The following is a 13,245-nucleotide window of genomic DNA, read 5'->3' as shown; positions in this document are numbered from 1 at the left end:
GGGGGCGGGCGGGGGGGCCGCCCCCCGTCCGGCCCGGCGGGGCCGCGTCAGGGCCCGTGGACGCCCGCTAGGCGGAGGCGATCTTCTCCTGGAAGGCGCGGAGGGCGGCGGCGCCGACGGCCTTGTCCTGGTCGCCGTTGCCGCCGCTGACGCCGACCGCGCCGACGACCTCGCCCTCGTGCACGATCGGGAAGCCGCCGACGAAGATCGCGAACTTGCCGGGCAGCATCTGGTTGATGCCGAACGCCTCGTTGCCGGGCAGCGCGGGCCCGTTCGGCGGCTCGTTGAACTTGTGGGTGTCGCGCTGGTGGCCGGCCGCGGTGAACGCCTTGGCGATCGCGATCTCCACGCCGGTGAGGCGGGCGCCGGTCATCCGGTGCAGCGCGATCGGGTGGGCGCCGTCGTCGGCGATGCAGATCGTCTGCTTCACCCCGATGCGCCGCGCCTCCTCCTCGGCTGCGGTCAGCATGACCAGGGCGTCTTCCAGGGTGAGCCGGTGAACGGTGTGCACGGGACCTCCGGTCGTGTCGAGCGGAAACGCCGTCCCGGAATGCCCACGCCGCCGTTTCCACAGCGGGTGAAGATGGGTATTGCCGGAATCGGAATTGTCGCGCAGGATGTGGCTGACGGATGAAGCGCCGGCTCCCACCGTCCGCCACGAATTGCCATCACTCCCGTCAGTCTCGGAGGACCGCCTCCACCGGGGCTATGTACACTCTGCCGAACGATCCGGACGGGATGTGGGCACATGGCACAACCATCGGTATCCGCGACGACCCCCGCACCGGCCCCGGCCGGCCCCGAGCCCGCCGGCGCCGCACCCGCCGCTCCAGCACCGGCAGGCCCAGCACCGGCAGGCGCAGCACCGGCCGCGGCCGCCGACCAGGTGCCGGTGCGCACCCTGCTCGCCGAGCCGCTGCTGCGCGGCACCCTGGTCGCCGGGGCGTCCGGTCTCGACCGCGGCGTCGGCTGGTGCCTGCCGCTGTCGGAGACCCGCACCGACCCGGGCGCCGGTCCCGGCCCCGACCTCGCCGGGGTCGCCGTCCACCTGCCGGTGGCCGCGCTGGCCCCGCCGGACGAGGCGGCGGCGGTGGTCGCCGGCCTGGTCCGCCGGGAGGCCGCCGCGCTGCTGGCCTGGCGCCCGCGCGGCGCCGACGCCGACCTCTCCGCCGCGGCCCGCGCCGCCGACGCGGCGGGCGTCCCGCTGCTGGTGCTGCCCGCCGAGGCCGACTACCGGGCGGTGAGCCGGCTCGTCGGGCAGAAGGCGCTCGCGCAGGCCGCGCACATCCTGGAGTACGGGACGCGCGTGCACCGCACGCTCGCCGAGGTCCTCGCGCACGGGCCGGGCATCCCGGCGATGGCGCACGCGATCGTCGGGCTGTCGCGCTGCTCGGTGCTGATCTGCGACGCGGAGGGCGAGCGGCTGGCGTGGGCGGAGACGCCCGACGGCCCCGCCCCGGACCCGGACGCCGTGCAGGCCGCGCTCCCGGCGCCGCCCCCGCGCGGGCCGGACGCCGTCCTGGACGGGCACGCGCACGCGGCCGAGGCGGAGCTGGCCGTCGCGCCGGGCGTGACGCTGAACGCGCTGATCACGCCCGTGGTCGTCGGCGGCGAGCCGTTCGGGCGGCTGGTGATGGTCGAGCGGACGTGCCCGCCGGACCCGCACGACCTGGCGCAGCACCGCGTCGTCGCCGAGCACGGCGCGACGCTGATCGGGTCGGAGATGCTGCGGCAGCGGTCGGTGCGGGCCGCGGAGGAGCGGGCCCGCGGCGACTTCGTCGAGGCCCTCGTGCACGGCCGGTTCGCCGACCCGCACGAGCTGGGCGCGCGCGCCCGGCACCACGACTTCGACGTGGACGGCCACTACGCGGTGCACGTGGTGTCGGCGGCGGCGCTGCTGCCGGTCGGCCGTGACTACCTGCGCCGGACGGTCACCGCCACCCGCACCGCGCAGACGCTGGAGCCCGCGGGATGCACGCTGACCGCCGCGATCGGCTCGACGATCGTGGTGATCCGGCAGGTGACGGCCGGGCCGGACCCGCTGAAGCAGCGCGCGGAGGCGGCCCGGTTCGCCGAGCGGCTGCACCGGGCGCTGCGCGCGCAGCTCGGCGAGGACCTGCGGGTGACGCACGGGCGCCCCGGCGCCGGCGCGGCGGGCGTCGCGGCCGGCTACCACGAGGCGCGGCTCGCGATGGGCCTCGCCTGGCACACGTCGGCGGCGCCCGTCTGCGGCTACGACGACCTGCGCGTGTTCGCCGCGCTGAAGGACGTCGCGGGCAGCGCGGAGGCCAAGTCGTTCGCGCAGGAGACGCTCGCCCCGCTGCGCCGCGCGAACGGCGGCGACCTGGAGCAGATCGTGCTGGCGTACATCAGGACGTCGGGGAACCTGAACGCGGCGGCCCGCGAGCTCGGCATGCACCGCAACACGATGCTCTACAAGCTGGACCGGGCGTCGCGGGCGCTGCGGATGGACATCCGGTCGGCGGACGCGCAGTTCATGTTCTGGCTGGCGCTGCACATCGACACGCTGACGACGGTCACCGGCAGCCTCGCCGACGAGATGGCCCCGCCCGCCGCCGCGCCCCGCTGACCGGCCGACGCCGGCCGAACAGCGCCGACCTGCGGCGAGTCCTCGTCATGGCCGATTCCATGACGACGACTCGCCGCAGGTCAGCGGAGGGGGTCGGGGCCCAGGTGGGAGGCCAGGAGGCCCAGCGCGGCCGTCGCGGCGCTGACGGTGAAGACGAGGCCGAACGCGGGGGCCTGGTCGAGGACGGCGCCGACCCACGCGGCGCCGACCGCCGATCCGCCGAAGCGCAGCAGGTTGAACAGGCCGAGGCCGGCGCCGATCCGCCCGGCGTCCGAGCGGGTGGCGCCGGTCGCGGCGGGGGTCTGGACGAACGCGACGCCGGCCCCGGTCAGCGCGAGGGCGGCGAGCAGCGGCGGGATCCCCCAGGACCAGGCGAGCACGGCGGCGACGAGCGCCTGCCCGGCGATGAGGACGGCGAGCCCGCCACGCAGGACCGTCCGGGCGCCGAGCCGCTCCATCAGCAGGCCGGTGACGGGCCCGAGCAGCGACATCGCCAGCGGCAGGCTCAACAGATAGGCGCCCGCGACGAGGGTGGCGGTGTGCCGCTGCGTGGTCAGGTAGACGGGGACGGCGAGCAGCGTCGCGCCGAGGCAGAACATCTGCGCGAGGACGCTGAGGCACGACCGCAGGTAGCGGGTCTCGATCAGCAGGCGCGGCGGCAGGAACGCGTCGGGCCGCCCGCGTGAGGACGCGACGTAGCCGCCGGCGGCGAGCAGCCCGGCGAGGGCGCCGCACCACACGACGGGAGAGGCGGCGCCGAGGCTCGCGGCGGCGGACGTGGCGCCGAGGCCGAACGCGGCGGCGAGGGTGAGCAGCGCGGCGCCGCGCCAGTCGAGCGGGACGGCCCGCGCGCGCCCCGGCGGCACGTACCGGACCGCGAGGCCGGCGGCGGCCAGGCACACCGGCACGACCGGCCAGAACACCGCGTGCCACCCGAACCAGGTGGCGAGGCCGCCGCCGAGCGCCGGTCCGGCGGCCTGCCCGACGCCGTTCGCGGCGGCCCACAGGCCGAGGGCGCGGCCGCGCCGGTCCCCGTCGAAGCGGGCGGCGATCAGCGCCATGACCGCGGGCAGCATCGCGGCGGTCGCGACGCCCTGCACGGCGCGCATCGCGACCAGCAGCGGCAGCGTCCCGGCGAGCCCGGCGCCCGCCGACGCGACCGCCAGCACGACCATGGCCGCGACGAACACCCGGCGCGGGCCGATCCGGTCGCCGAGCCACCCCGACACGGGCAGCAGCACCGCGAACGTCAGCGTGAACGCGACGACGACCAGGGTCCCGGCGGAGATCGGGGCGCGCAGGTCCCGCAGGATCAGCGTCAGCGGGACGTTGACGATGGTGTTCGCCACGGTCCCGGTGAACGTGCCGAGCAGCAGCGGGACGAGCGCCGCCCACGATCCGCGCCCCGCCCGGTGGCCGTCCCGGGCGCCGTGCCCCCGGTCGACCGCGGTCATCCGCGGGCGAGCTTGCGGCGGCGCGGGCCGCCGTTCGCGGCGTCCTCGGCCGGGACGTGCACGAGGATCTGCCCGTCCTCCTCCTTCACCGGGTACACCCGGATCGCCTTGGTCGCCGGGGGCGTGATCGGCTCGCCGGTGGCGAAGTCGAACACGCTGCCGTGGCAGGAGCACAGCAGGCCGTCCTCGGTGGCGCGGCCGGACGACAGCAGGCAGTCCAGGTGGGTGCAGTAGTTGGACATGGCGTGCACCTCGCCGTCCCAGCGGGCGACGGCCACCTCGGCCTCGCCCACGAAGAAGCGGCGGACGACGCCCTCGGGCACCTGGCCCGAGCGGGCCACGGGCTGGTATTCCATCGGTCGCTCCTCAGGGTGCGTCGGGTCGGGCCGGCGGGGTCTCGCCGGGCCGGTCGGCGGGATGCCGCCGGGGTCTCGCCAGGGGTCTAGAGGGTGTCGAAGATCTCGATGAGGTCGGCGTCCTCGTCGCGCAGGACGTCCGGGTCGGGGGCGGCGCCGGCGCCGATGAGCTGCCGCGCCACGGCGAGGTCGCCGCCGCGGTCGACGCCGAACGCGCCGCGCAGCACGCCGCCGGCGAGGTAGAAGGCGACGAAGTCGAAGTCCTCGACGCGGCCGCGGACGACGATCCGGTCGGCGCCGTCGCAGTGCCCGGCGTGCTGGAGGTTGCGGCCGAACTGGTCGGACCAGAACCACGGCGGCGCGGTGTGCGCGGACGTCCCGCCGAGGATGTTCTTCGCGGCGGCCATGCCCTGCGCGTTGGCGTTGTCGAAGTGCTCGGCGCGGACGCGGCGCCCCAGCTCGGGCCGCCACTGCAGCGCGACGTCGCCGGCCGCGTAGACGCCGTCGACGGACGTCCGGCAGTACTCGTCGACCGGGATGCCGCCCGCGGTCTCGATGCCCGCGCCGGTGACGGCCTCGACGTTCGGCACCATGCCGGCGCCGACGACGACCACGTCCGCCTCCAGCGACGCGCCGCCGCTGGTCGTGACGACCGCGCCCGACGCGGTCTCGGTGTAGCCCTCGACCTTCTCCCCGGTGCGCAGGTCGACGCCGCTGGTGCGCAGCAGCGCGGCCATGACGTCGCCCATCAGGTCGCCGAGGACGTGCGCGAGCGGCCGTCCCGCCTGCTCGACCAGCGTGACCCGCGCGCCGAGGTCGATCGCGGTGGACGCGACCTCGCAGCCGACGAACCCGGCGCCGATCACCACGACCCGCGCGCCCGGCCGCAGCTCGGCGCGCAGCCGGTCGGCGTCCTCGATGGTGCGCAGGTACCGGACCCGGTCGCCCTCGATCCCGGGCAGCCGGCGCGGCCGCCCGCCGGTCGCGATCAGCAGCGCGCCGGCCCGCAGCGACGAGCCGTCCGCGAGCTCCAGGCTCCGCTCGGCCGGCCGGATCGCGGTCGCCGCGGCGCCGAGCCGCAGCTCGACGCCGTTGGACTCGCACCAGTCGGGGGTGAGCAGGTACAGCTCGTCGCGGCCGTCCTCGCCCGCCAGGTACTCCTTCGACAGCGGCGGCCGCTGGTACGGGACGTGCGGTTCGGCGCCGACCAGGACCACGCGGCCCTCGAAGCCGCGGCGGCGCAGCGTGCGGGCGGCGACGGCGGCGGTCTGCCCCGCCCCGGCCACCACGACCGACTCGATCATTGCGCGCCCTCCTTCACGGGCTGCTCGGTCAGGACGCGCGGGCGCGGGTCCACGTAGACGGCGTCGCCGGCGATCCGCACGGCGTGGCTCGGCTGGCACTCGTCCCGGTCCTCGACGCGTCCGGTCGCCGGGTCGATCAGCCACTGGTGGCCGGGGCAGATCACCCGCCCGTTCAGCACGGTCCCCTTCGACAGGGACCGCTGCTTGTGGACGCACACGTCGTCCAGCGCGTAGACGTCGTCGCCGACCAGGAACAGCGCGACCGGCCGCCCGGCCACGGTCACGCCGAGCCGCCTGCGCTTGCGCAGCTGCGCCAGCGACGCCGCCTCCACCCACTCCTCGGGCTGCTCGTCCACGTGCTCCTCCTCGCGTGTGGTGCGGCGACGGGGCCGCCGGGCCCCGCCGCCGGGTCGGGATCGGATCAGGCGCCGACGAGGTCGGGCTTGACGTAGGTGTCGTAGAGGCCCTGCGTGTAGGAGAAGCGCATCTCCGCGCCCCACCGGCAGAGCTTCAGGCAGCGCTGCTGGAGCGCCGGCGTGTCCGCGTGGTCCAGGACGATCTGGTAGCCGCGCTCGCCGTGCACCACGTCGGAGGTGATGTGCAGGTCGAAGAACTCGATCTCGTCCTCGGTGAACCCGTACACCTCGCGCAGCGGCACGATCTGCTTCTTGTAGATGCCCGGCACCTGCGACTCCAGGCCGACCACGAGGGCGGCGGTGGCGACCACGAAGTGCTCGCGCATCGCGACCGCGTAGCACCAGGCCTGGAGGCCGCGGGTGATGGCGTTCATGTTGTCGGGGTTCTCGACCCGCTCCCGGGTGGTGCCGCACGCCTCGGCGAACCGGATCAGCAGGTCGGTGTGGCGGATGTCGGCGAGCTCCTCCTCGTACATGTTCTGCAGGGTGAAGTCCTTGGCGCCGGTGAACTCGTCGGGCGTGTTGCCGTAGACGTAGCCGAGGTAGTCGGCGAACGGCCCGACGTAGTGGTAGTGGTTCTCCGCCCAGCGGGCGAAGTGCTCCCGCTTCAGCTCACCGTTGGCCCACGCCTGGCTGAACGAGGCGTTCTTCGCCTCGCGTCCCTTGATGGCGTTCTCCAGCGCGGCGCGGAACTCTTCCTTGGACAGCAGCTCTGCCATTTCCTTGCTCCCTTCCGGTGGTGCGGCGAATCCTGTTTCAGGTGGTCTTCTCAGGGGGTGATGTAGACGCTCTTCTCGCGCAGGTAGAAGAGCATCATTGAAGGGCCGGCCTGCTCCTTGAACGTCTGCGTGCTGGAGTCCTTCAGGCCGCCGAACGGGACGGTCATCGCCATTCCGGACGTCGGCTGGTTCACCTTCACCAGGCCGCTGTCGGAGCGCCGCGCGAACTCCAGCGCCCGGTCCAGGTCGCGGGTGACGATCCCGGCGGACAGCCCGTAGTCGGTGCCGTTCGCCAGCGCGACCGCCTCGTCCAGGCCGGACGCCCGCTGGAACCCGAGCACCGGCCCGAAGATCTCCTCGCGGGTGATCCGCATGTCCGGGGCGAGGCCGGCGAAGACGGCGGGGGCGACGAAGTAGCCGTCGCCGGGCAGGCGCCGCCCGCCGGTGACGAGCTTGGCGCCCTCCTCCTCGCCGATCCGGACGTAGTCGAGGAACTTCTCCAGCTGGAAGTCGGCGGCGAGCGGGCCCATCTGGACGCCGTCGTCCAGGCCGTTCCCGACGACCCGGGCCTCGGCGGCGCGCGCGACCCGGTCGAGCAGCTCGTCGTGGACGGCGTCGTGCGCGATGACCCGGCTGGTGCCGGTGCACGCCTGGCCGGACAGCCCGAACGCGCCCTTGAGGATGATCTGCGCGGCGCGGTCCAGGTCCGCGTCGTCCATGACGACGACCGGGTTCTTGCCGCCCATCTCCAGCTGCGCGCGCCGCGCGGGCCCGACCGCCGCGTGGACGGCCCGTCCCGCGCGGGTGGAGCCGGTGAACGTGACCGCGCCGACCCGCTCGTCGGCGGCGACGGCCGCGCCGGCCTCGGCGCCGCCGTGCACCAGCGCGATCGCCTTGGCGGGCAGGCCGCCCGCGAGCAGCGCCTCGACGAGCCGCTGCGCGAGCAGCGGCGTCACCGGCGACGGCTTGAACACCACCGCGTTCCCCGCCGCCAGCGCGGGACCGAGCTTGCGGGACGGGATGTTCAGCGGGAAGTTCCACGGCGTGATGGCGCCGACCACCCCGACGGGCTCGCGCCGCGTGTAGACGAGGCCGCCGTCCGCGGACGGGTAGCTCTCCCCCGCGATCCGGTGGGCCTCGGCGGCGTAGAAGCGCAGGTTCCGGGGCGTCCGGGAGACCTCCATGGCGGCCTCGGCGCGGGTCTTGCCCTCCTCGCGGACCAGCTCGCGGACGAGGCCGTCCGCCCGGTCCTCCAGCCACCGCGCGGCCGCCTCCAGGACGTCGGCGCGCTTCTCGGCGGCCGTCGCGCCCCATTCCGCGGCGCCTTCGACGGCGCCCGCGACGGCCTTTTCCACGTCCGCCGCCGACGATTCGGGGAACTCGCCGACGACGTCGCCGAGGTCGGCGGGATCGTGCCGCCGGAACGTCACTCCCGACGCCGCGGGAACCCATTCCCCGCCGATGAGATTCAGGCCATTGTGCACGGTCACTCGTCCTCCACGTTCGGTGCGGCGATCGCGGTCAGCTCGACTTCCACCGGGGCGCCGCCGGGCAGCGCGCGGACGCCGATCGCGCTGCGCGCGGGGCGGCCGAGCCCGAGGCCGTCCAGGACCTCGGAGGCCCCGTCGGCGACGGCGGACAGGTCGGTGAATCCGTCGGCGCAGGCCACGTACACGGTCATCCGGAGCCAGCGCCGGACCCGGCCGGCGTGCCCGGCGGACAGCGCGGCGACGGCGTTGCGGGCGGCGAGCGCGGCGGCGCCGCGGGCCTGCGCGACGTCGAGGTCCCGCCCGGCGAGCCCGGTCACGACCAGCCGGCCGTCCTCGCGCGGGGTCATCCCGGCGCTGGTGAGCAGGACGTCGCCCGCGCGCAGCGGTTCGGCGACGGCGGTGACGTAGGCGCCCTGCGGACGCGGCGCCGGGCTCGGCGCGGGCACCGGGCTTGCTTCGGACACCGGGCTTGCTTCAGACACCGAGGGCCACCCCGTCCTGGCGCGGGTCGGAGGCGCCGAGGAGCGCGCCGCCGGCGACGGAGACGATCTGGGCGCTGCCGCCGGCGTCCCACGCATCCTGGACGGCGACGTCGTGCCCGGACGCGCGGAGCGCCTCGATGCGCGCGCCGCCGAGCCGCGACTCGACGCGCAGTTCCGGCGGGCGTCCGATGACGTCGGCGTCGCTGCCGGGGTGGACGGTGAAGCGGGGCGCGGCGACGGCCGTCGCGGGGTCGTGGCCGTGGTCGAGCAGGTGCGAGAGCAGCTGGGCGTTCCACTGGACCTGGCCGTCGCCGCCCGGGGTGTTGCCGACGTGCAGGAGGCGGCCCGCGGCGTCGGTGACGAGCCAGGCGTTCAGGGTGTGCAGCGGGCGCCGCCGCGGCCGGACCTCGTTCGGGTGGCCGTCGATGAGGTAGGCGCCGCGCCCGAGCCGGTTGTTCAGCACGATCCCGGTGCCGGGGACGGTCATCCGGGCGCCGAAGGTGAAGGCGAGCGAGTGGATGAGGCTGACCGCGCGGCCCTCGGCGTCCACCGCGACCATCGACGTGGTGTCGCCGCCGGCGGGGACGGGCGAGGCGAGGGCGGCGGGCAGGTCGCCGCCGTCGAGGCGGGCGCGGGCGGCGGCGATCGCGTCGGCGGCGAGCAGCCCGCGCCAGTGGTCGCTGTCGGAGCCGCACCCGGCGAAGCGGTCGGCGAACGCGAGCCGGGCGGCGGACGCCATCCGGTGGACGGCCTCGGCGGACAGCCACGGCAGCTCCGACAGCACGCCGTCGCAGAGGCCGGCCTGCTGCGCCACCATCCAGCCGGGCGTCGGCGGCGTCGTGAGGTGGACGGTCGCGCCCTGGTACGTGCAGGTCAGCGGCGTCTCGGCGGCGGAGCGCCCGCTCGCCATCCACTCGTAGCCGGAGAACGGGGCGCCACCCGCGACGAGCGCGTCCACGCACCGCTCGGCGAGGCCGCCCGCGTACAGGTCGGCGGGGTCGGCGGCGAGGCGGCGCAGGGTCGCGGCGAGCTCGCGCTGGTGGAGCGGCTCGCCGGCGGACGGGACGCGCCCGCCCGGCAGGAACGTTCCGGCGGTGCCGGCGTCGCGGGCGAGGGCGTCGCGGCGCTCGACGATGTCGGCGCGGGTCTTCAGCGTGCAGGGCAGGCCGTTCTCGGCGGCGTCGATCGCGGGCGCCCACAGCTCGGGCAGGCTGCGGGACGCGGAGTCGGCGTGCAGGGCGGCGAGCGCCGCGACCGCGCCGGGGGCGGCGACGGCGAGCGGGCCCTCCAGGGGGACGGCGGTGAGGCCGCGGTCGCGGTAGAAGGCGGGGTCGCCGCCGTCCGGGCCGAAGCCGCTGCCGTTGAACGCGGCGACCGACCCGTCGGGGCGGCGCAGCAGCGCGAACGCGTCGCCGCCGACGCCGCACTGGCCGGGCAGCGCGAGCCAGGACAGCGCGGCCATGGCGAGCGCCGCGTCCACCGCGTTGCCGCCCTCGGCGAGGGCCCGCGCGCCGGCCAGGCTGACCGCCGGGTGGCTGGAGGCGACCATGCCGCCGGACGCGACGGCGGGGCCGCGGCCGGGGTGCCCGAAGCCCGCCGGCGTTGCGTTCTGTGCTGACATGCCGACCAGTCTCGGCGGGCCGCGAACCGCCCCGATACGGGCCGAATGCCGAAGATCAGCACCCTTCCTTGGGCACCCTGCACAGCCAAAACAGGCACTGCTGAATGCTTGCGAACGAGTCCGACATCGTGCACAAAATGACTGCCTGTGCCGTGTGCACGTTCCTCATTGCTCACCGGGGAGGGATCGAGCAGATTCTCTGCAACCGTTGCGCCGATCGCCTCGCAGATGGCGCCGACAGGAGGTGGCGCGCCCGTGGGAGCCGCTCACTGGGTCTATCTTTCCGGAATCGTCCTCATCATCGCCGTCATGATCGCGCGGAAGAACGTCGTGATCCCGGCCATCGCGGCCACGTTCCTGACGGCCTGGACGTTCACCGGCAGCTTCGTCAAGGGACTGGAGTCCATCTTCAATGCCAGCCTGACCTCTGCCTCCGAGCTCTTCAACATCTTCCTCATCATCGCGCTGGTCACCGCGCTGCTCGGCGCGCTGCGCGCGCTCGGCGCCGACCGCCGCATGGTCGAGCCGTTCCGGCTGGTCATGCGGTCCGGGCACTCGGCGTTCTGGGTGCTGGCCTTCGTCACCTACGCGATCAGCCTGTTCTTCTGGCCGACGCCCGCGGTGCCGCTGATGGGCGCGATCCTGCTGCCCGCCGCGATCGCCGCCGGGCTGCCGCCGATCGCCGCCGCGCTCGCCATCGCCGTCGCCGGGCAGGGCATGGCCCTGTCCAGCGACTACGTCATCCAGGTCGCGCCCGGCCTGTCGGCCAAGGCCGCCAACGTCGGCACCGACGCCGTCGCGGGCAAGGCCATGGTGCTGTCGCTGATCACCGGCGGCGTCGCGCTGTTCCTCGGCTACCTGATGACCCGCTCGCAGTACCGCAAGCCGGACGCGCTGCTCCTCGAACGCTGGGAGGCCGGCGAGACGGAGGCCGCCGCGCCGGCGACGCGCCGCTCGCTCATCCCCGGCCTGCCGCTGCGCCGCCGCGTCCTCCAGCCCGCGCCCGCCGCCGCCACCGTCGAGGGGGACGGTGCCGTCACCGTCCTCGACCACGGGCCCGGCGCGGGCGCCGACGCCGGGCCGGGGGCCGGGTCCGGCACCGTCCCGGCGCCGCGCGCCGGCGGCTCGTCCGGCAACGGATCCGGCGGCCCGGGGCGTTCGGGCGGCGAGCCGCGCGACGCGATGGCCGCCGCCGCGCTCCGGTCGCTGAACGGCGGGGACCTGCCCGGCGACGACTGCCCGAAGCGGTCCAAGGCGTTCGCGGCGATCATCCCGCTCGCGCTCGTCGGGCTCGTCGGCTACATGCTGCTGGGCAAGTTCACCGACGCGGTCCCCGAGGTCGTCGGCGGCGACGCCGCCGCCCTGGTCGGCGGCGTCACCGTCGCGCTGCTGCTCGCCGCCGCCGTCGCCCGCGACGCCGGCAACGCGCTGCAGGCCTGCGCCGACCACATCGTGGACGGGCTCGTCTTCGCCGTCCGCGCGATGGGGGTCGTCATCCCGATCGCCGGGTTCTTCTTCATCGGCAACGCCGACTTCGCCGGCAAGATCATGAGCCTCGGCGACGGCGCGAAGGCGCCCGGCTTCCTGTTCGAGTCCGTCACCCACCTGGAGGGCGCCATCCCCGACAGCCGCTACGTCGTGGGCTTCGGCGTCCTGATCATCGGCATGATCACCGGGCTGGACGGGTCGGGCTTCGCGGGGCTGCCGCTCACCGGCTCGCTCGCCGGCACGCTCGGCCCGACGTCCGGCGTGGACCCGGCGCTGCTCGCCGCGATCGGCCAGATGGGCTGCGTATGGTCCGGCGGCGGCGTGCTGATCGCCTGGTCGTCGCTGCTGGCGGTCGCCGGGTTCGCCCGCGTGCCGGTGATGGAACTCGTCCGGAGATCGTTCGTGCCGGTCGTGGTGGGGCTCGTGGTCGCCACCGTCGCCGGGTTGATCATCTACTGACGCGCCCGCCCGCGCGACGTCCCTCCCCCTCGTGTAAGGAGCAAGGTGACCACCTCGTCCGACCTGTCCACGGCCGCCGCGTCCGGTACCCCGGACGCGGCGGCCCCGGGCCGGCCCGCCCTCTCCCCCGTCCGGCTGCGCGGCGTGCTGCTGGTGCTGCTCACGTTCGGCGCCGGGGCGACCGACATCGTCGGCTTCCTCGGCATGGAGAAGGTCTTCACCGCCAACATGACCGGCAACATCGTGCTGTTCGGCCTCGCGGCGGGCGAGGCGCACGGCGTCGACCTGGCTCGCTGCGGGATCGCCACGCTGGCGTTCGCGCTCGGCCTGTACGCCGGGTTCCGCGTCGCCGGGCGCACCGACCCCGAGCACGTGTGGCCGGCCCGCGTCACGGGCGTCCTGTGCGTCGTCCTCGCCCTGCAGACGGTGTTCCTCGCCGGATGGGCGCTCGCCGGCGCCGAACCGCACGGCACCGGGCTGCTCGCGCTGATCGCGCTGTCGTCCACCGCGATGGGCGCGCAGACGGCGGCCGCGCGCAGCATGGCCGCCGACGGCGTCACCACCACGTTCGTCACCGGCACGCTCACCTCGATCATGGGCGGGCTGACCGCCGGGCGGACCGCCGCGGCGGGGCTGCGGACGTCGGTGATCCTCGCGCTCGCCGCGGGCGCGGCGGTCGCCGGGGCGCTGATGGCGCACGCGCCGATCGTCGCGGCGGCGGTCAGCCCCGCCGTGCTGCTGGTCGTGGTGCTGGCGGCCCGCCGCCTCCACCCCGCCGGCGCCTCCTGACGGACCCGCACCGCGCCTGACCCGCGGGTCCTGACGGGCCCGCGGGTCAAAGCACCCTCGCGAATCACGCGCGGCCT

12 protein-coding genes are annotated in these 13,245 nt (G+C 75.5%); 3 read left to right on the top strand and 9 right to left on the bottom strand.

The annotated features are described in order from the left end of the window. Window positions 1–67: 67 nt before the first annotated feature. Window positions 68–511: a heme-binding protein gene (locus ABT299_RS07585; protein ID WP_190852752.1), complete on the bottom strand. Its 444-nt coding sequence runs from the start codon at window positions 509–511 to the stop codon at window positions 68–70. 381 nt (window positions 512–892) lie between these two features. On the opposite strand from ABT299_RS07585, the gene ABT299_RS07580 reads away from it, so the two are divergent. Then, window positions 893–2,590 (top strand): PucR family transcriptional regulator, encoded by a 1,698-nt coding sequence (locus tag ABT299_RS07580; RefSeq protein WP_500250124.1) that lies wholly within the window; start codon window positions 893–895, stop codon window positions 2,588–2,590. A gap of 80 nt (window positions 2,591–2,670) precedes the next feature. Here ABT299_RS07580 and ABT299_RS07575 read toward each other — a convergent pair whose 3' ends face one another. The 8 genes from ABT299_RS07575 to ABT299_RS07540 form a co-directional block, all read right to left on the bottom strand. Next, entirely contained in the window at window positions 2,671–4,044 is a 1,374-nt protein-coding gene (locus tag ABT299_RS07575) for an MFS transporter (protein WP_190852756.1), read from the bottom strand. Continuing rightward, entirely contained in the window at window positions 4,041–4,400 is a 360-nt protein-coding gene (locus tag ABT299_RS07570; protein ID WP_190852760.1) for a Rieske (2Fe-2S) protein, read from the bottom strand. The genes ABT299_RS07575 and ABT299_RS07570 overlap by 4 nt, the downstream gene beginning before the upstream one ends. Before the next feature lie 86 nt (window positions 4,401–4,486). After that, window positions 4,487–5,704 (bottom strand): NAD(P)/FAD-dependent oxidoreductase, encoded by a 1,218-nt coding sequence (locus ABT299_RS07565; protein WP_500250123.1) that lies wholly within the window; start codon window positions 5,702–5,704, stop codon window positions 4,487–4,489. Then, window positions 5,701–6,060 carry a Rieske 2Fe-2S domain-containing protein gene (locus ABT299_RS07560; RefSeq protein WP_190852765.1) on the bottom strand — a complete coding sequence of 120 codons (360 nt, stop codon included), beginning with the start codon at window positions 6,058–6,060 and terminating at the stop codon, window positions 5,701–5,703. The genes ABT299_RS07565 and ABT299_RS07560 overlap by 4 nt, the downstream gene beginning before the upstream one ends. A 65-nt stretch (window positions 6,061–6,125) precedes the next feature. Further along, the gene (locus ABT299_RS07555) at window positions 6,126–6,839 is read right to left on the bottom strand and encodes an iron-containing redox enzyme family protein (RefSeq protein ID WP_190852768.1); all 714 of its coding nucleotides are present in this window, start codon (window positions 6,837–6,839) and stop codon (window positions 6,126–6,128) included. Window positions 6,840–6,889: 50 nt separating this feature from the next. After that, window positions 6,890–8,329, bottom strand: coding sequence for an aldehyde dehydrogenase family protein (locus ABT299_RS07550; RefSeq protein ID WP_347256538.1), 1,440 nt, complete (start codon window positions 8,327–8,329; stop codon window positions 6,890–6,892). Beyond that, the gene (locus ABT299_RS07545) at window positions 8,326–8,793 is read right to left on the bottom strand and encodes a RidA family protein (RefSeq protein ID WP_387026828.1); all 468 of its coding nucleotides are present in this window, start codon (window positions 8,791–8,793) and stop codon (window positions 8,326–8,328) included. The genes ABT299_RS07550 and ABT299_RS07545 overlap by 4 nt, the downstream gene beginning before the upstream one ends. 10 nt (window positions 8,794–8,803) lie before the next feature. Further along, a complete protein-coding gene (locus ABT299_RS07540) occupies window positions 8,804–10,432 on the bottom strand; it encodes a gamma-glutamyltransferase (protein WP_500250122.1) in 1,629 nt (542 codons plus the stop codon). Window positions 10,433–10,741: 309 nt separating this feature from the next. On the opposite strand from ABT299_RS07540, the gene ABT299_RS07535 reads away from it, so the two are divergent. Together ABT299_RS07535 and ABT299_RS07530 are read left to right on the top strand one after the other, a co-directional pair. Next, entirely contained in the window at window positions 10,742–12,379 is a 1,638-nt protein-coding gene (locus ABT299_RS07535) for a hypothetical protein (protein WP_500250121.1), read from the top strand. Window positions 12,380–12,424: 45 nt separating this feature from the next. Beyond that, window positions 12,425–13,168, top strand: a complete 744-nt coding sequence (locus ABT299_RS07530; RefSeq protein ID WP_500250120.1) for a YoaK family protein — start codon at window positions 12,425–12,427, stop codon at window positions 13,166–13,168. Window positions 13,169–13,245: the final 77 nt, after the last annotated feature.

The organism is Spirillospora sp. NPDC000708 (assembly GCF_040299565.1).
Classification (GTDB): Bacteria; Actinomycetota; Actinomycetes; order Streptosporangiales; family Streptosporangiaceae; genus Spirillospora.
Note: the sequence above shows the minus strand (reverse complement) of the source record. Positions and strands in the feature narration are given on the sequence as shown.

Bases quoted from the DNA above. Each gene is read 5' to 3' on its own strand.
- ABT299_RS07575 (WP_190852756.1), bottom strand. From the start codon at position 4,044: ATGACCGCGGTCGACCGGGGGCACGGCGCCCGGGACGGCCACCGGGCG.
- ABT299_RS07570 (WP_190852760.1), bottom strand. From the start codon at position 4,400: ATGGAATACCAGCCCGTGGCCCGCTCGGGCCAGGTGCCCGAGGGCGTC.
- ABT299_RS07565 (WP_500250123.1), bottom strand. From the start codon at position 5,704: ATGATCGAGTCGGTCGTGGTGGCCGGGGCGGGGCAGACCGCCGCCGTC.
- ABT299_RS07555 (WP_190852768.1), bottom strand. From the start codon at position 6,839: ATGGCAGAGCTGCTGTCCAAGGAAGAGTTCCGCGCCGCGCTGGAGAAC.
- ABT299_RS07540 (WP_500250122.1), bottom strand. From the start codon at position 10,432: ATGTCAGCACAGAACGCAACGCCGGCGGGCTTCGGGCACCCCGGCCGC.
- ABT299_RS07535 (WP_500250121.1), top strand. From the start codon at position 10,742: ATGATCGCGCGGAAGAACGTCGTGATCCCGGCCATCGCGGCCACGTTC.